We start from the raw sequence: 17,665 nt of genomic DNA on the forward strand, positions 1-17,665 counted from the left end.
GCTACCAGAATTTTTATTAATAGTATTAATTTTGTGACGAATATAATTCTGTTATGAAGATACAATCATCGCGCATTAAACTCGACAAAATCGACCGTAAGATCCTGGATATCTTACAATCAAACGCCAAAATTACCAACGCCCAACTTTCAAAAGACATTGGTCTGTCACCAGCTCCTACCTTGGAAAGAGTGAAAAAGCTGGAGACCTCTGGAATTATCAAAAGCTACCATGCGAAGCTGGATACTGATAAAGTGGGATTGGGTGTGCATACATTTGTCCAAGTATCCTTAAAGGGGCACAACAAGAAAAACATTGATGCATTCATCAACGAAATCAATGGAATTCCTGAGGTAATTGAGTGTCACCACATTACTGGTTCCGGCGATTTTATTTTGAAAATTATTTCAAGTGATATCCAATCTTACCAGAAACTGATGCTGGAAAAAGTGTCAGAAATTGAAGTGGTGGATGGCTTGCAATCCATGATAATACTCTCTACTTTCAAGGACAGCAAAGTAATGCCTGTGCCTGAAAATGAGTAACAATCAAATTTTATCTCAGCCGAAGGTTGATCAAATCATCCGCAGGATCGCCTATCAGATCTACGAGAATAACATGAGTGAAGAAATCGTGTTAGTAGGAGTTGATTCTGGGGGTAGAAAGCTTGCGGAGCAGATCAATGAAACCCTGGCAGAGATATCAGGCAAAAAATCGATTTGCCATACCATCTCATTAGACAAAGAAAATCCTTTGAACAAAGACATCCTCATAGATGGGGATGTCTCTGATCTAAAGGACAATACCGTGATATTATGTGATGATGTCCTCAATAGTGGGCGTACATTGGCCTATAGTTTAACAAAACTGCTGACTCTTCATGTGAAAAAAGTAGAGACAGCTGTATTGATCCTGAGAGCTCATGGCCGATTCCCTATCTATGCCAATTACAAAGGCTATGAGCTTTCTACTACGATCAAAGAGCATGTGGAGGTCCGACCTGGAGACGGGGTGTTTTTGAATTGACCAGAGTTAGATATAAGAATTCTAAATTTTATTTAAAAAGACCCATTAAGTCTCCTCTTGGGAGGAGGAAGAGGTGGGTCTGTCAGAAATTCGTCTTTTTTGAATAAAATTTGAGTAAAAAGGAAAATTGTTTTGCTAAAACCCATCGCAGCGGCGCACCGTCGCTACCCCTCCAAGGAGGGATTGTAGGCATTTTCCTTTATTCTTACACCGAACTCAGGTTAATTTAATAATCCTTATACAAATTCGGTTTTCTAGTAAGCATTTCCAGGCTCATTTCCACCAGCTCACCCATATTTTCACATTCCAGAAAGTCCTGATCTTCATAAAAATCAGCAAGCTCTTTTCTTAACCTTTTAATATTTTCAGGTTTTGAGAGTTTGTCTTTTTTCATAGCAGACAACAAATCAGCAACACGTTTATGCTCCACTTTTAGTCGGTTGGCTATATTGGATCGTTCTTCGCGTTGATACTGCTTCACCGTCTCAGGTGTCATGTGTTTTAGTCCAATCTTAATAATGGGGTTGTTCTGTGTATAATATTGAGGCAAATAGATAGCCCGTCGACCTTCATACGATTGCTGATCAAAATCAATGGCGCGCAATCGATATTCCACATCCTCAAAATCTGGCGTGATATCAATCACAAAGTTGCTGCTATGCATATCACCCAATAGACGTACAAAACACCTTTCATTGAATTTGACAAATTCCTTCGCCAGACGAATCTCATTTAGCGTACTGCTTCCAAGATATTTTTTGATAAATAGCTCAGCTGGCACGCCAACAATATGCTCCTCGATTAGCGTCTCTTTATTCACCACATAGCTAATCTTGTTAGGAGAGAGAAGGTGCTCCAATTCCAGTCCATAGATTCGGGAAGCATCAGCGCGTTTGATGTAGAAATAGTCGAAGTTGTCGTTGATTTGATTCACTACACGTATTCGAAACGGCTGTGTATTTCCATAAGCACACAGATCCACACGGTCTATGATCAGGTGATCCATCACCGATAGGTCTCCATCTGCTTTCATTATGGCATATACCTTCTTCAATGAGGCATTGATGTGCTGCATATCTCCTTGCGGGAAGAAGACGGTCTCCCACAGGGTGTCGTTACCGGCCTTATCATAAAGTGGAATCGAATTATCATATCGAATCAGATCACCATAATAGATAGGCAGGTCTATTTCCCTGTCATACTTCTTGATGTATGCCCTCAATGCCTTGCTTATGGGGAAGATTTCTTTCTTCTTACTGATGATTGCCATGCGCCCTCCTAATCAAGATATTTTACTCCAAAGCGTCCGGTTTTTGGCTCTACCGGAGCGGGAACAGTTTCACTTTTAATCATTTCCAGCAGGTCAATTTCGATGTTTCTCGTGATCGTGTTGATCGGTGTGTCCGCTGCTCGGCCTTCAAACGGATCTTCGGTAACAGCTCCCGATTTTTCTAAAATAGTAAAGACGAAAGAAATTGCAATTGACATGGGAATAGCTCCCCAACTCATTTCTGGCGCCAAAGCAAAAGGGAGGCAGACCACAAATAGCCACAGAAACACACCGGTAAAATAATTGTAATAGTAGGGGAATATGGTGCCTTTTATCCGCTCAGCTTTTCCCTGAAGGTCGTAAAATTCTTTGATCACATTGGCCAGCTCCATGTGTCTGAAATCCTCAATCATTTTGCTTTCATAAGCACCTTGAAGCTTTTCGGCTTGCTTGTGGAGAATTTGTGTCGGTTTATTGTGGAGCTTTTTTAATTCTGCTATTTCATCCTCAGAAATGTAGCGCTCCAGATCGCTCCAATGATTGTGCTTTCTCAGGTGCATGATAAGGGCGTATAGCCATCCAATATGGCGGTGGATCATCTCTTTTCTCCATGCCAAAATCTTCTTTCCCTTGATTTTTTCTTGAGAGAAATGAGAGGATGAAAAAGTGCAGATCATCACCCCGAAAGTTCTGCTGGCATTCACAATTCCACCCCAGATCTTTCTAGCCTCCCACCATCGGTCGTACGCACTGTTATTTCTAAAGCCTAGAAAAATAGCTAATGCTCCGCCCAGAATGGTGACCGGAACGACAGGAAGGGTGATCGGATTCCAAAGAAAAATCTCACCAAACTTGAATTGCAAAACAGCAATAATTGAAAAAAAGGAGAAGAGAAAGATGTTCCTCTTATTGTAATAAGCGATCCCAAAAACTTGTTTGAAAGGATTATCAGAGTATTTAATTAGCATCAGGTCAGCATTTTTAAGAAAACGTCAGGGGTAGTATTGCACCACCTTCTAAAATTGTCACCTACATCATTGTGATTTGGAAGATAATCCAACAAAATTTCTAAGTCAAAAATTTCACTGGATACACCTGCCCCTGCGTTCTTTGCATCTAACGCATTGCATGCTTGCTCATAATGACCTTCTACCGGCACCATCAGGACAGGCTTCCCTAAATACATGGCTTCACAAACCGATTCAAAACCAGCAGTGGTCAAATACCCTTTGCAGGTAGCCATGTAATTAATAAACTTTCTATCATCGAGCTGGTGAAAAGTTAAGTTGTCATCCACTTTTAGCTCTTCGGGCTCATCTTTCTTGTCCCAAAAGCAATGAATTGGTACTTCCGGATACTTTTTGTGAAAGGCTCTGACTTCATTGGAGTATCCATGGTTGACCATATATATCAGAAAATGGTCGCCAGTAATCGGTTTTTGTTTCTTGATTTCCTCTCTCAGTAAGGGCGGCACCACAAATAGTTTTTTTCTGGGTTCATCTTTCATCGGCTGAAAGGAGAGCCCAAGGATTTTCTCTGCACCATAACCAGCAAGCCTGTTTCCATAAAGCAATGAGCTTTTATCATAAAATCGTCCTTTGGGAAATTCAAACTTTGAGTGATTGAGTAGAAACTGATGAGCAAGTGCTATATGTCGAATTTTTGGTCGCTTGAGTAAAAAGTATAATCCTCCAAGAAAATCGTAGAAATTGATAATTGCACCTGGTCGCTCCTCCTTAGTAATCCGATCAATTTCATTCACACTACCTATAAAGGTGCGATACTTTTTGAGATTAACCGTAAGTGTCTTGAATACATTAACTGAGCGATTGTTTTTGTCTGTGACAAAATTGGGACTTTCCAGCCGCGTAACAGGACTATTAATTTGTTCAAGAAAAAAATTTGGAATGACTCTTCGCTTGCTTTTACCCACAATCACATGCGATACTTCATGGCCATTAGAGGTAAGAATGTGATAAAGCGAAAGAGCCTGTGTCATATGGCCCCTGCCTTCTCCCTGAACGATAAAAATGTATTTCAATTGGTTCAGCTATTTAGCTGGCAAACTTAAGAAGAAACTCAGTGCCTTCACCGATCTGGGATTTTGCCGTTATGTTACCTCCATGCTTCCTCATGATTTGCTTAGAAAGGCTCAATCCGATACCAGAACCATTTTTCTTAGTGGTAAAGAATGGGATAAAAATTTTCTTCAATGCCTCTTCTTCAATTCCAGTACCATTGTCTGCCACAGAAATAAATGCCCCTCCACCTTCGCCAGGCATGGCGGTAATCGTTAGTATTTTGTCTTCTTTATCACTAGCAGCCAGTGCCTGTACTGCGTTTTTAACCACATTTATCACTACCTGCTCGATTTGCTCCCGATCAATGTTAACAGTGAGTCCTGGCTTTACAGAGCAATTCACCTTGATATCAGACGCTTCTATATCTGGCTTCAGCAATACCAGGGTGTGTTTGATCATATCTTCCACATCATGGCATTGAAGGTTCGGGTGCTTAATGCGGGTCATGTTTCTGAAATCGGAAACAAACTTGATCAAGCTCTCACTGCGATTGTGGATGGTTTTTACTGACAAGTAGAAATCTTCTATCGTGTCATCCTTAATTTGGTTAACATCAGACCCATTTTTAAGGAAATCATCAAGGTCAGCTTCCACCGTTGCAGCAAGGGATGAAATGGGTGTTACGGAGTTCATTATCTCGTGCGTAAGTACGCGGATAAGGTTTTGCCAGGCTTCCATTTCCTTTTCTTCCAATTCCGATTGGATATTTTGAATAGAGATAAGCTTGAAAGCTTTTCCCCTTAGAGATAACTCAATGGCGTAAACTGCGAGTTGAACCTCATCTTCATTTTTTGTGATTTTCACCAAGTCTCTGCCTCCAGTTCTCAACTCTCTTATTGTCGTCTCTAGCTCAGGGTGATCTCGTCCAACCTGCTTTATGTTCTTGATCATTTTTAGTCCCAGCAATTTTTTAGCAGCATTGTTCATGATCTGGACTTCACCATCTGCATCGAATGTGATGATGCCTATTCCAATGTGCTGAACGATGGTCCGTAGATACTGGTGCTGCGCTTCCTTATCCGCACGTATTTCTCTAAACTTTCGTAGAATTTCATTAAACTCATGATAAAGTGAATCTCTGCTTGATCCGGTATTTCGTTCTGGATAAGTATTTGTAAAATCATCGTAATGGATGCTTTCCAGAAAGTGTGTAATCTCACGATTTGACTTTTCCAGAAAATGATAAAGGTAGTAGGCTTGGAAAATCCCCAGGCAAAACACCAAAAACTTGGTGAAAAAATATGACTCTGAATAATAGAGATGAGTAAACAGGAACATGGTGAACAGGAGCAATAGCAACCTGCCGATTAACTGAAATCTAAATGACTTATAAACCATGCTTCTCCAGTCTTCGGTACAACGACGCGCGAGTCAAACCCAGTTCTTTCGCAGCTTTGGAGATATTTCCTTCATACTTATTTACCACCTTTTGAATGGTCATTTTTTCCATGTCCTCCAGGTTATAAGAGTCGGGTTCAAGCGAAAGGTTGCTATCAGGCTTTTGAGAAAGGAAGAAAAAATCTTCTGGCATGAGCTGAGAGTTGTCACTCATGATGATGGCTCGCTCAATGGCATGTTGCAGTTCGCGAATATTTCCTGGCCATGGGTATTTCTGAAGTTTATTAACTGTAGAGGGAGCCACTCCATCTATGGTCTTTCGGTATTTGCCTGCGTACATTTTCACGAAATGGTTAGCTAGCATTTCCATATCCTCCATTCGCTCTCTTAATGGAGGCAAATTGATTTCTACTGTATTGATTCTATACAGCAAATCCTGCCTGAACGTGTTTTCATTCACCATTTCGTATACAGGCATATTCGTTGCACTGATAAGACGTATATCGACAGGGATCTCCTGGTTGCTACCGATTCGCGTTACTTTTCGGTTTTGGATGGCAGTCAGCAATTTTGATTGTAAGGGTTGACTCAGGTTCCCTATTTCATCCAGGAAAAGCGTGCCTCCGGAGGCCACTTCAAAGCGGCCAGCCCGATCCTCTTTGGCATCTGTAAATGAGCCTTTTTTATGTCCGAAAAGCTCGCTCTCAAATAGCGACTCTGTGATGGCACCCATATCTACACCAATGAATGGCATGTCTTTTCGTTGAGATTTCTCATGGATTGCTCGAGCAATCATCTCTTTACCAGTACCATTTTCTCCAAGGATTAAAACGTTCGCATCTGTAGCGGCCACTTTATCGATGAGCTTAAATACCTTTTTGATGGCATCACTTTCACCAATGATATCTTTGAATGCTTTGCTGCTATCTGCCTGAAGTGTCTTACTAGTTTGCTTAAGCTTAGATACCTCTTTCCGGCTATGCTTCAATTTTGCCGCGCTTGATAAGGTGGCAAGAAGCTTCTCGTTTTGCCATGGTTTAAGAACGAAATCAGTTGCCCCGGCTTTCAAGGCTTTCACGGCCATCTCCACATCACCAAATGCAGTTATTAGAATCACCACAGCTTCAGGATCTTTCTCCAGGATTTGTTCCAGCCAATAGAATCCTTCCTTACCACTGGTGGTATCCTGACTGAAGTTCATGTCAAGTAGGATTACATCGAAGCTATCATTGTTAAGAAGAAAAGGAATTTTACGAGGATCTTTTTCAATCACTACTTCCTTAATGTATTTCTTCAGCAACATTTTAGCGGCCAAAAGCACATCTTCATCATCATCGATTATGAGTATTTTATTTATTTCTTCTTCCACTTTTTTATCAGGTTTTGTAATAGGAATTGCTACAACTGTGCCAAGGACCAAAAAGAGTAATCTGGCTTTAATTTGGGCTAAAGCTAGTTAATGGCTGTTCGAAAACGAACATTATTATTGGGTATTTGTTGCAAAACCGAACATATTAGATAGGCCAAGCATTGGATAGCCTACCACATGGTAAAATTCAGCTTTACTTTTCTCCCACTTGGTAAAGGCTTTAAAGTAATCGGTTTGTGCCTCTATGAATTTATCCTGCTGAATGTTCAGTTTAAAAAGGTCAGTTTCTCCGTTTTGAAGGTTGATGATTTCAGCATCCAGTAGTCTGCGGTAGTTATTGGAAACCCCCTGATATTGAGTTAACAGATCCTGAAAAGCAACGCTCTGAGCATAAGCACCAAGTACTTTGTTTTTCAATTCAACCTGACTTTGAGCTAATTGAAATTGGTTACTCTGAAGTTTTAGTCGAGTTTGCTGGATTTTTCCACGTTCTTTTCTCAGGAGAATTGGGAAAGAAAAATCGATACCCATTTTATAATTATCACCGATTTCGGGGGATTTTACATCAAATTCCGGATTGATAGGAGCATCAATAAACGAATATGAAAGATCAATTTGAGGTTTGAGACTTTCTTTTGCCCATCGCATATCGGCATCCAGCTGATTTCTTTTTCCTTCCAGTTTGGCTATTTCTGGATTGCTCGTCATTGCAAAAGTGATTGCATCTTTGATCTCTGAATCTTGCGGGGTTGTAAACAGTGAAGACGAGTCTGGTAATACATTTGGCTGAAGTTCAAGCGGTACCAGGTTTTCAGACCAGAGGTGTTTGGCCAGATTCAGTTTAGCTAGTTCGTATTCTAAGACAGCCTTGCGATAGTCGACCGTTCGTTTTTGAAAGTTGATTTTAGCTTGCAAGGTGTCAACTACAGCAGCTTCTCCAAATTCATAATCAATAAGCGTTCGATCAAAAAGATTTTGAGCCAGGTCGATTGCCTGGCGCATTAGTTCCTGCTTTTTGCTGGCCATGTACCAGTTCCAATAATCCTTGATGATCGTGAAGAGGATCTTATTGATCTCTTTAATTTGTTCTGCTTCCGCAATTTGAGCAAACGCATCGGCTTTTCGAATGGCATTTCTGCGTTCATCAAAGAATAGTCCTTTACCTATGGGCACGGAGACGCCTACAGCGATCTGTTCATAATCAGTTTGAGGTGAAATGTAATTTTCAGGGTTCAAGAATTCTCCACTATTTCTATTAAACTCTACTTTAGGATCTACGCCTATCCAAGTTGGGATTTTGAAAGAGGTGTTTAAAAGATTGTAATACTCTTTTTCCCTGAACTCCTTTAGATCGTAATCAGCCTCAATCTTTGGATCCAGATTACCTCTTGCTTCACGGAGTACCGCATCCGCTGTTTCATCCAGCAGGTTGGCTTGTTTCACCACAGGATGATACGAAAGGGTCATTTTTATCATATCTTCCAGAGATAGATAGGTGGTATCAGAAACTTCCAGTGAATCCTGTCCGAAGCTGAAATAAGTAAAAAATATGAAAATGATTAAAAACCTTTTCATTTCTTTTCTGCATTTTCAGGTACCTCACCCTCTTCATATATCATTGGAGGGAAGCCATTCATTTGACGCCAGATTTCATACCAGATAGGTACATTGTTGAGCATTACCCAACCTTTTATTCCTGATCCTAAGCGTAGTTGTTCAGGCCATGGCTCGTCTTCAGGGTCAGGCTTTACCAATATTCTAAACATACCGTTTTTGCTCTGTACCCGATCAATAATAGCTACCACCCCTCCAAAGGTTCCAACTGATACGTTAGGCCATCCGGAAAACTGCAAAGCGGGCCATCCATCGAATTGAACTCTTACTTTTTTGCCAGTTGATATCAAAGGGATGTCCATAGCCTTTACATACATTTCTACAGCCTTATCTTCTGACTCTGGGAGGATCGTTGCTACGGCATCACCTTCTTTGATTGTTTCGCCAATACCTACTTTGATAGCCTTTACAACGTATCCGCTTTGAGGTGCGATGATTTGATATTGCTGCTGCCGGATGCGGACATTTGAAAGCTCATTTTCCATTTTCGAGATCTCAGCCATTGTTTCATTGAGACCGGAAATTGTTTCGTTAAGATTGGATTGAGCCTTACTGATCTTATCCGTGTAATCAGCCTCTATCGAGGTAAGTTCCAATACCGCATTGGTCAGGTCGGCTTTTCGCTGCAGCCACTCATTTTCAGCTTTCAAAACCTTAGCAGCACTCATCTGATATTTAGACTCTATTTCCTGAAACTTGGTTAATGTGATGTTGCCAGCGGCGTAAAGATTTTCATTTCGCTCGAAAATGCTTGTAGCATTTTCATAATTCACCTGTTCAGCGACAAACTCCAGACTATCAGCCTGAAGCTTAAGTTTTGCTTGCTGTACTTTATTTTTTGCCTGGCTGGTTTTGGCAATCAAGGCATTTTCCAGAGCACTTATTTGATTTCTTAAAGCCCTTACCTTATTCGTTTTCGCATCTCTCGAATTTTTCTTTGCATCCAGTTGCTCTTCTATTCGCATGATCAAATCCGGGTCAAAAAATTCGTCTTTGATCTCCGTAATACTCAAAAGTGTATCTCCTTTATGGACGAAATCACCCTCGATGATATGCCAGTCAGTGATTCGACCGGCAATGGCAGACTGCACCATCTGGGGCCTGTTCTTAGGGCTTAGAGCAGTTAATGTTCCTTTACCTCTAATGTTTTGCTGCCAGGGCAAAAACAAAACAATAATCAGTATAGCAGTTAAAACAATTAATACCTTGGCTACAGTGCGACCAACACCAGGTGTTTTTAATGTCCTGAGCGAGTACAGGTGGGTTTCGGAAAGTTTATCCAGGTGGTCCATTAGTAGATCTCTTTTATGATTTCTTCTTTCTTGATTAACTCATCAAACGCTTCAAGCGCTTTCATTTCTCCATTCTCGAGGTACAGTACCCGATCACAGGCTGCCATAACCAATGGGTCATTTGAGACTACAATCAATGTCCATTTTTTGTCTTCTCTGGTCAGCATTTCGATCAACTTCAACCGCTCTGCTTTAGTGAAAGTGCTGAAAAAATCATTGAGGATGAGCATAGCAGGTCTCTTGGCTAAACACCTGGCTAATATCAATTTATTTACAAATGATGAAGAGAAACCCTTGCCGGCACTAAGCATTTGAGTATGCAATCCATGCTCTAGCGCATTGATTTCTTTCATCAAACCTACTTCTTTAATTGCATCAATAGCATGATCGACATCTGAGGTGGGCTTACCTACAAGTATGTTTTCTAAAACCGAGCCCTCGAAGATGTCTTCTTGCGACACATTTTTACCGATCCGATCTCGTATGTAAGTTGAATCCAGGTCCCTGAGGGATAGGTCGTTGTAAGTCAATATTCCTTCGTAGTTTTGATGAATACCAGCTATTATGTTGGTAAAGGTGGTTTTGCCTGAACCACTTCCACCGCTCACGCAAAGGGTTCCTCCTTTCGGGATTTCAACATTTAAGTGACGTAGAGAAGGTTTTTTTGATTCAGGATAGGTGTATGAAACATCCTCCAGTTTGACATCTAGTCCATTAGCCATCTGAGAATGAGGGATATCTATACCTCCAGGTCTTTCAAGTGGAAGGTCAGTCACGTGGGATATTTTATCAACAGCGGTAAGCATGTCATATACAACATCCATATACATGATGATTTTTTCCACGGATCCCAAAACCAGAATGATGATCACTTCAGAAGCCACAAATTGACCCAACGTGATCTCTCTTTGTACAACCAGTATTGTACCTAGTATCAACAAACCTCCCGTTACGATTGCTTTAAAGAGTAGGATAAAAGAATATTGAGAGATTAAGACCTTAAAGTGTGCACTTCTATTTTTTAGGTAATTATTTACATAGTAATCTGTTTTCTTAAGCGGGAGAATGGTATTTCCAGCCAACTTGAAGGAATAGAGTGTGCGAGCCATCTCTTCGAGCCAATAAACCACTTTGTATTTATATTTTGACTCTTGAATGGAGCTTTTTAATCCTTTAGGACCAGTCAGGTAAAAGATGAGAAAGAGCAGTCCCAACAATCCTAAACCAAAAATGATAAAGAATGGGTGATAGAATGAAAGCAATAACAGCCCAAAAAGGATTTGAATCACACCTGTGGAAAGGTCGATAAGAAGTTTAGGTAATCCCTTTTGAAGTGTCAAAACATCAAAAAATCGGTTCATTAGCTCTGGCATATGGAGATTTAGAACTGATTCCATTTTGATTCGTGGTACTCTAAAAGCAAATTCGAAGGCTGCTTTGGTGAAGACTCTTCGTTGGAGGTATTCCACTACCGTGATTTGAAGTACTTGTAAGACCCCCGTTCCCAGGACTCCAAGAATTATCAATGTGATCAGTAAGTAAACGGAACTAAATACAACACCACCAGAGATTAACTCCACGGCTGCCTGAATTCCTAACGGGAGTGTCAAACTCACTAAACCGATTAGTGCGGCATAGACATACACATAAAAAATATCTTTCCTGTCAGCTGAGAGTAGGTTAAATAGTCGCTTGACAGGTGTAAGAAGTGAAGCATCACCCTCTGCGGTGAAACTTTGATAGGCGAAACTGGTCAAAGTAAAAATTTCACCCTGTGAGTTGGTCGAAAAGTTTATTTGTTGAAAATCAGGTGTTCGTAGCTCTTTTAGTTGTCCTCCGGGTGTAATGAATTCCAGTATGATATCATTTTTCTTCTTTCTAATAAATGCCGGGTGAAAGCCATCCTGCTGAATAAAAACGATGGTGGGTGAGGCTGTATCTGAAATAAACTCATAAAGCGTATCACGCTTCATATACTTTTCAAAAAGTACAATTCCGCTTTCATTTCCAGCCTCTATCAGGTCTCTTTGAAACTCAGACAGTTCATCGTCTTCGTAAAATCTGGAAATGATATCCACTCTTTCCAGCTTAGATATGTTTAGATCAATATCAAGCTTAGTCGCACATTCTTGAAGGCATCTTATGATTTGCTGATTGTTCATTTCTTCAGTGAGTTGAAAATAAGTGTTGATAGGAATTCAAAATTTCTCTCATAGATATCTTCGTCTTTTTTAATATCAGAGAGTCTTGGGAGGTGTTTGGCAAAAAATATCTGCTGATGCGCTGCTTCCAGGCATGTGCTTGTAAGAGATCTTGGATACTCAAAATCGGGATTAATTTCTTTCATGTAGGAAGCAATGGTCATGCAGAGCGATTTGTAACCTATAAATAAACCTTCTTTGTTGATCTCATCCACATTTTTTGTCAGATAGGTTTTATCTGACTCACTAATAACAATATGCTGAAGCACGCTTTCACTAATGCCGGGGAAATTGTCATCGTCCTGAAGTTTACTCGTGATAAAGCGAATGGCTATTCTTAGCTTTTCTTCAGGAGAGGATATGTTGTGCGTTTCGAAAGTGATTCTGTATTCGATATAGTTCCAATACCACGCTATCAGGTAAACAAGTAATCGATGTTTGTTTTCAAAGTACCGATAAATGGAAGCTTCAGTTGAATTAATCCTAATGGATAATTTCTTAAATGTGAATGCTTCAAAGCCAATTTCATCAATGAGAAAAATGCTCTCCTTCACTATTTTTTGTCCCAACTCAGTGGTTTGTGGATCTCTTAAATAGAGGGCCTGATTTAACTGAATTTGAAGTTTTGCTATCATTTAAATGTATTTCACTATCAAATATAATAGTAATGCTATCATAACGAATGAAATTCTAATTGGTTTAACATTTTTTTTTCAATTGAACTTTTACTAATATTGAAGTCATTAGTCCTTTTTATTTTGAGTTTTTGACCTTTGGGTTCAGGTGTTAGTCCTCCTGAACCTTTTTTTATGCCTTTTGCAAAAGGCTTCCCCTCCAATTCAATCCAAGATTTTTCTAACTCTCCAAATTAAGTGATCGATTACGAACACTTTTCTGTACCATTTTGTACAGCCGAATCTCTGACATGTTTATAATAAAGCGTGTAAGTGGCTGTTAAAGAGCTATTTATAATTAATGGCATTCTTATTGGCACTGTGGCTGATCGAAACCTAAAACGACCAAATTGTCAATGGACAGAAAGATTAAAAAGAAAAAGTGGACGCCTAAGAAAATTGCGATTTATTGCGCATCGGGACTTCTCGTAGTTTTCATTGGATATAATTTTTTCCTATCTGGTGGCGGAACCCGGCTCAATGTTGAAAGAAACAAAATCAATATAGCTACTGTGATCGAGGGAGATTTTCAGGAATTTATCCCTGTTGATGGGAATGTGTTGCCAATCAAAACCATTCGCCTGGATGCGATCGAAGGAGGGGTAGTCTCTAAAAAACACTATGACGGAGGTATTCTTGTTGATAAAGGGGATACCATTTTAGAACTCGCTAATAATGCATTACTTCAAAATTTTGTAAGGGAAGAGACTCAAGCCTTCCGTTTAATGAATGAAGTAGAAAACACCAAGCTTGCACTTCAAAGGAATCAATTTGATTTAAAAAGAAGTCTGCTTCAGCTCGATTATCAAATAGATGCAGCAAAGGATAATTATGAACGCGGGAAGAAGCTTTATGAAGATAGCATCATATCAGAGCAAGAGTTTTTGAATTTGAAAAGAGAGTATAACAGGCTGGTTGCTAATAGAGACATTCAGGTTCAATCTAATCGTTTTGATTCCATCGCGTCTGTTACTCAAATAAGGCAATCAGAGGCCACACTGCAACGGACACGGGAAAATCTGGAGATGATCAAACGAAATCTCAACAACCTCTATATCAAAGCTCCTATCGATGGAAGATTGTCAACTGTTGATGTAGAGGTAGGGGAATCAATAGCTCCCGGACAGAACATCGGGCAGATAGATGATCTAAATGGATTTAAGGTTCGTGCAACTATTGACGAACATTATATATCTAGGATATATGCGGGGCTGAACGGAACGTTCACATTTGCGGGTAATGATTTTGACCTGGAGATTACAAAAGTATATCCTGAGGTCAACAACGGCTTGTTTGAAGTAGATATGGCTTTCGATACCATTCCAAATGGAATTCGAAGAGGACAGACACTTCAGATCAGATTACAACTCAGCGAAAATATTACGGCTGTACAGATTCCGAGAGGAAGCTTCTATCAGACCACTGGCGGAAACTGGATCTTTGTAGTGAATGAGGATGAAACCGAGGCGGTGAGGAGAGATATCAGATTGGGTAGACAAAACCAGCGGTATTACGAAGTGGTGGAAGGATTGCAACCTGGGGAGAAAGTTGTTGTCTCTTCTTACAGGGGATATGAGGATAAGGATATCCTTGTCATAAAGTAACCAAACAGAAAACGAATAGTATTTAAATAGAACCCAAAGACTAAACTCAATAAAATCATGGAAAACGCTAAAGCTTTAATTAAAACGAAAGATTTAAAGAAATTTTACTACACCGATGAGATCGAGACAACTGCACTAGCAGGTGTGAATTTAACGATCAAAGAAGGCGAATTTGTAGCCATCATGGGACCATCAGGTTGTGGTAAGTCGACACTACTCAACATAATAGGACTATTGGACAACCCATCTGAAGGAGAGTTTCATTTTACTGATCTGGAAATTTCCGGATATAAGGAGCGTCAGCGAGCTGACCTGAGAAAAGCGAACATTGGATTCGTATTCCAGAGCTTTAACCTGATCGATGAGCTTACTGTTTTTGAAAACATTGAGTTGCCATTGATCTACTTGAAGTACTCTGCCGCGGAAAGAAAGAAAAGAGTGGAGGAGGTAATGGAGCATATGAAAATTATGCACAGAAGAAATCACTTTCCTCAGCAGCTTTCTGGAGGTCAGCAGCAGCGTGTGGCGATTTCCAGAGCAGTAGTTGCTAAGCCTAAGCTGATCTTGGCGGATGAGCCGACTGGTAACCTGGACTCTGCAAACGGACAAGAAGTGATGAACCTACTTACTGAGCTGAATGAAGCTGGGACTACAGTAATCATGGTGACTCACTCTCCGGTAGATGCGGAATATGCTCATCGAGTGGTACACTTATTTGATGGACAGATCGTATCCGAAAACATCAATGCAAAAGAAGCTTTAGTGTAATTCTCTTCATACTTACACAAACAGTTCCCCATCTATCCGATCGGGTAGATGGGTGCACTGTGATTCTTAAAAACCAGAAATGATCTTTTATACCATGCGAAAATTTATTTTCGGAATTTTTTTAGCAATAGGTTTTGTTACTTCAGCCCAGGACTCAATAAGAGTACTCACCCTTGAAGAGTGCATTGATATGGCGCTTGGTCGTAACTTATCGATAAAACGAGCACAGAATAACCTTAAGGGTGCTCAGTCAAATAGACTACAAGCTCAACTTAACTTTTTGCCAAACCTAAACGCTTCGGGAAACTTTAATCTCATTGATGGAGCTTTCTTTGATACTAATTCAGGTAATTTTTTGACCTCATCTTTTGAGAATTCAAGTGTGGGCTTAGGTACTAATATGGTCATTTTTAATGCTTTTGCCAATCACCACTTGCTTAATAGAAGGAAAGCAGAACGAAGCGCAGCAGAATATAATTTAGAAGATACTAGAATCGCTATCAGGGCGACTGTGATTCGCAATTATCTAGTCGTATTGCTAGACAAGGAAAACCTGAAAATAAGTACTCAACGGCTGGATTTGTTGGAGAATCAAATGGATAGAGAAAAGAAACGTGTGTCTGTTGGAGTAGGTGCACTCGATAATGTATACAGTTTGCAATCACAAGTTTCGAGTGAAAAGCTTAATAATGTAAATCTGGCAAATACGTATAGAAGAGATTTGCTGACCTTACTTCAGTCGGTACAATTTGATGAACCAAATACTCGAGAGATTCAAATTCAGGATTTAGAATTAGAGGAGCTAGAGCAGCTAACAAGTGTTGAAGAGTTTAATGTTATCCTTGATGAAATATTGAATTATTCTTATGGCTTAAAAAGTGCAGAATCTAGCCAGGACGCCTCAAGTCATTTTCTCAAACAAGCAAAAAGTAGCAGGTATCCATCCGTTCAGCTAGATGCAGGCGTTGGATCTCAGTATTCATCTGTGCTTCAATCTGAATACCTTGATCAGATCCAAGATGCCAGACGTCTATCCCTTAGTGCTTCTTTGACCATTCCTATTTTTAATCGTTACAACACACAGAATCGAATTGATCAGGCAAAAGTGGCATTACTTAATACAGAATTAGACTACACTCAGGCCTTGCAAAACATTACTAATTCAGCTCAAAGCGATTATCTCGATTTGATTTCAGCACAAACACAATATGAAACTGCACTCGAGAATTATGAGGCACAGAAATCCGCTTTTGAATTTATTAAAAAACGATTTGAAACAGGTAATACAGATTTTTATATCTACCAAGAAAGCTTGAATAATAAAAATGCAGCTGAGGCTCAATTAGCTAATGCCAAGTACACAATTGTATTTAGAAAACGAATCCTCGACCTGTACAGGGGGAAGTAATCACATCAGAATATTATTTACCGGAGGGGTGACTTCCGGTAAATCTTCATCATCTAACATTTCTTTCAAATCCACCTCAATTACCTGAGAAATATTGGTAATTGGAACATCATTGGCGCCACCCTGAAATGGGTTTTCCGTTGACTCACCAATACGCTCCATGGTTTTAAACACCCAGGAAACCAAAGTAGAAAAAGGAATAGTCAACCACACGAAGTGATCACCTAGTTTGTCAAATTCGGATAGCAATCCAAATGGAAGAAGAATGACAAATAGCCAGACAAAGTAAAGGTTGAGCGTAGCAAACTGGCGAGGGTATGGAAAGTTTTTAATCCGCTCGCTCTTTCCCTGATCATCATAAAATGCTTTAAGCATGTTCTCCATTTCCATGTGTCGGAAATCTTCAATGTATCCCTCCTCGAGTAAATGCCTCAAATCTTCGGATTGCTTGTTAATGATTTGCGTGGCTCTGTTTTTCTTACTGAGAATGTAAGAAAGCTCATCTGAAGTCAGGTATCTCTTCAGTTCTTCTTCCAAGGCCACTTGCTCTTCAGGGACTTTGAAGTATCGCTTATACTCTTTATTGTAACTATTCTCCATGTATTCCCAGGCTTTGGGCTGTCTGAGTTGGTGTCTGAGTGCAGTGAGCCACCCCAGATGGCGATAGATGATCCGCCTGTGGATAGACTTCAGATCGTCCTCTGATAATTTTTTATTCGCATGGATATTGGTGATGAAATCCCTCACCATGATTCCCCATGTTCGGCTGTTATTAATGATCGAACCCCAGATTTTTCGAGCCTCCCACATTCGATCATAGGTGGCATTGTTTTTAAACCCCACAATAAATGCAACGGCTGTGCCTATCAAGGCTAGCGGGAGCCAGGGGATACTGAGCCACGTTAGATCCAGTAGGGCATACAATGTTGTGGGAATGCTTGAAATCAAAACAAACTTGAAGATGTCTCTACGCGTCCATATGATGGCCTCAAGTAATCCGAAGTTTTTTCCTGCGTGCAT

15 protein-coding genes are annotated in these 17,665 nt (G+C 40.2%); 5 read left to right on the plus strand and 10 right to left on the minus strand.

From position 1 onward, the window contains the following. Window positions 1-53 precede the first annotated feature (53 nt). Complete coding sequence (locus ACXAH9_RS02490; RefSeq protein WP_474893307.1) at window positions 54-545, plus strand: Lrp/AsnC family transcriptional regulator; 492 nt, start codon at window positions 54-56, stop codon at window positions 543-545. Further along, the gene (locus ACXAH9_RS02495) at window positions 538-1,026 is read left to right on the plus strand and encodes a phosphoribosyltransferase family protein (RefSeq protein ID WP_474893308.1); all 489 of its coding nucleotides are present in this window, start codon (window positions 538-540) and stop codon (window positions 1,024-1,026) included. Before ACXAH9_RS02490 ends, ACXAH9_RS02495 begins: the two co-directional genes overlap by 8 nt. A 226-nt stretch (window positions 1,027-1,252) precedes the next feature. On the opposite strand, the gene ACXAH9_RS02500 is transcribed toward ACXAH9_RS02495, so the two are convergent. The 9 genes from ACXAH9_RS02500 to ACXAH9_RS02540 all read right to left on the minus strand — a co-directional run bounded on the left by ACXAH9_RS02500 (window position 1,253) and on the right by ACXAH9_RS02540 (window position 12,826). Further along, window positions 1,253-2,296 carry a hypothetical protein gene (locus ACXAH9_RS02500; protein ID WP_474893309.1) on the minus strand — a complete coding sequence of 348 codons (1,044 nt, stop codon included), beginning with the start codon at window positions 2,294-2,296 and terminating at the stop codon, window positions 1,253-1,255. A gap of 8 nt (window positions 2,297-2,304) precedes the next feature. Beyond that, window positions 2,305-3,264 (minus strand): bestrophin family protein, encoded by a 960-nt coding sequence (locus ACXAH9_RS02505; RefSeq protein WP_474893310.1) that lies wholly within the window; start codon window positions 3,262-3,264, stop codon window positions 2,305-2,307. Then, window positions 3,264-4,337: a glycosyltransferase family protein gene (locus tag ACXAH9_RS02510; protein WP_474893311.1), complete on the minus strand. Its 1,074-nt coding sequence runs from the start codon at window positions 4,335-4,337 to the stop codon at window positions 3,264-3,266. Before ACXAH9_RS02510 ends, ACXAH9_RS02505 begins: the two co-directional genes overlap by 1 nt. Window positions 4,338-4,350: 13 nt before the next feature. Next, entirely contained in the window at window positions 4,351-5,655 is a 1,305-nt protein-coding gene (locus tag ACXAH9_RS02515; RefSeq protein WP_474893312.1) for a sensor histidine kinase, read from the minus strand. Between the two features lie 49 nt (window positions 5,656-5,704). Next, the gene (locus ACXAH9_RS02520) at window positions 5,705-7,018 is read right to left on the minus strand and encodes a sigma-54-dependent transcriptional regulator (protein WP_474893357.1); all 1,314 of its coding nucleotides are present in this window, start codon (window positions 7,016-7,018) and stop codon (window positions 5,705-5,707) included. Window positions 7,019-7,198: 180 nt separating this feature from the next. Further along, a complete protein-coding gene (locus tag ACXAH9_RS02525; RefSeq protein ID WP_474893313.1) occupies window positions 7,199-8,659 on the minus strand; it encodes a TolC family protein in 1,461 nt (486 codons plus the stop codon). Then, window positions 8,656-9,990 (minus strand): HlyD family secretion protein, encoded by a 1,335-nt coding sequence (locus tag ACXAH9_RS02530; protein ID WP_474893314.1) that lies wholly within the window; start codon window positions 9,988-9,990, stop codon window positions 8,656-8,658. The genes ACXAH9_RS02525 and ACXAH9_RS02530 overlap by 4 nt, the downstream gene beginning before the upstream one ends. Continuing rightward, on the minus strand, window positions 9,990-12,152 hold the full coding sequence (locus ACXAH9_RS02535; RefSeq protein WP_474893315.1) for a peptidase domain-containing ABC transporter: 2,163 nt from the start codon (window positions 12,150-12,152) through the stop codon (window positions 9,990-9,992). Before ACXAH9_RS02535 ends, ACXAH9_RS02530 begins: the two co-directional genes overlap by 1 nt. Further along, on the minus strand, window positions 12,149-12,826 hold the full coding sequence (locus ACXAH9_RS02540; RefSeq protein ID WP_474893316.1) for a TetR/AcrR family transcriptional regulator: 678 nt from the start codon (window positions 12,824-12,826) through the stop codon (window positions 12,149-12,151). The genes ACXAH9_RS02535 and ACXAH9_RS02540 overlap by 4 nt, the downstream gene beginning before the upstream one ends. A gap of 395 nt (window positions 12,827-13,221) precedes the next feature. Between ACXAH9_RS02540 and ACXAH9_RS02545 the strand changes: the two genes are divergently transcribed. The 3 genes from ACXAH9_RS02545 to ACXAH9_RS02555 all read left to right on the plus strand — a co-directional run bounded on the left by ACXAH9_RS02545 (window position 13,222) and on the right by ACXAH9_RS02555 (window position 16,645). Next, window positions 13,222-14,469, plus strand: coding sequence for an efflux RND transporter periplasmic adaptor subunit (locus tag ACXAH9_RS02545; RefSeq protein ID WP_474893317.1), 1,248 nt, complete (start codon window positions 13,222-13,224; stop codon window positions 14,467-14,469). Between the two features lie 57 nt (window positions 14,470-14,526). Continuing rightward, window positions 14,527-15,237 (plus strand): ABC transporter ATP-binding protein, encoded by a 711-nt coding sequence (locus ACXAH9_RS02550; protein WP_474893318.1) that lies wholly within the window; start codon window positions 14,527-14,529, stop codon window positions 15,235-15,237. A 79-nt stretch (window positions 15,238-15,316) separates the two neighbouring features. Beyond that, window positions 15,317-16,645, plus strand: coding sequence for a TolC family protein (locus ACXAH9_RS02555; protein WP_474893319.1), 1,329 nt, complete (start codon window positions 15,317-15,319; stop codon window positions 16,643-16,645). On the opposite strand, the gene ACXAH9_RS02560 is transcribed toward ACXAH9_RS02555, so the two are convergent. Further along, window positions 16,646-17,665, minus strand: coding sequence for a bestrophin family protein (locus tag ACXAH9_RS02560; RefSeq protein WP_474893320.1), 1,020 nt, complete (start codon window positions 17,663-17,665; stop codon window positions 16,646-16,648).

The organism is Ekhidna sp. ABH4_415, assembly GCF_056161305.1.

Coding starts and splice junctions, on each gene's coding strand:
- ACXAH9_RS02490 (WP_474893307.1), top strand. CDS start 54: ATGAAGATACAATCATCGCGCATTAAACTCGACAAAATCGACCGTAAG.
- ACXAH9_RS02495 (WP_474893308.1), top strand. CDS start 538: ATGAGTAACAATCAAATTTTATCTCAGCCGAAGGTTGATCAAATCATC.
- ACXAH9_RS02500 (WP_474893309.1), bottom strand. CDS start 2,296: ATGGCAATCATCAGTAAGAAGAAAGAAATCTTCCCCATAAGCAAGGCA.
- ACXAH9_RS02505 (WP_474893310.1), bottom strand. CDS start 3,264: ATGCTAATTAAATACTCTGATAATCCTTTCAAACAAGTTTTTGGGATC.
- ACXAH9_RS02515 (WP_474893312.1), bottom strand. CDS start 5,655: ATGTTCCTGTTTACTCATCTCTATTATTCAGAGTCATATTTTTTCACC.
- ACXAH9_RS02520 (WP_474893357.1), bottom strand. CDS start 7,018: ATGTTGCTGAAGAAATACATTAAGGAAGTAGTGATTGAAAAAGATCCT.
- ACXAH9_RS02525 (WP_474893313.1), bottom strand. CDS start 8,659: ATGAAAAGGTTTTTAATCATTTTCATATTTTTTACTTATTTCAGCTTC.
- ACXAH9_RS02530 (WP_474893314.1), bottom strand. CDS start 9,990: ATGGACCACCTGGATAAACTTTCCGAAACCCACCTGTACTCGCTCAGG.
- ACXAH9_RS02535 (WP_474893315.1), bottom strand. CDS start 12,152: ATGAACAATCAGCAAATCATAAGATGCCTTCAAGAATGTGCGACTAAG.
- ACXAH9_RS02540 (WP_474893316.1), bottom strand. CDS start 12,826: ATGATAGCAAAACTTCAAATTCAGTTAAATCAGGCCCTCTATTTAAGA.
- ACXAH9_RS02545 (WP_474893317.1), top strand. CDS start 13,222: ATGGACAGAAAGATTAAAAAGAAAAAGTGGACGCCTAAGAAAATTGCG.
- ACXAH9_RS02550 (WP_474893318.1), top strand. CDS start 14,527: ATGGAAAACGCTAAAGCTTTAATTAAAACGAAAGATTTAAAGAAATTT.
- ACXAH9_RS02555 (WP_474893319.1), top strand. CDS start 15,317: ATGATCTTTTATACCATGCGAAAATTTATTTTCGGAATTTTTTTAGCA.
- ACXAH9_RS02560 (WP_474893320.1), bottom strand. CDS start 17,665: ATGCACGCAGGAAAAAACTTCGGATTACTTGAGGCCATCATATGGACG.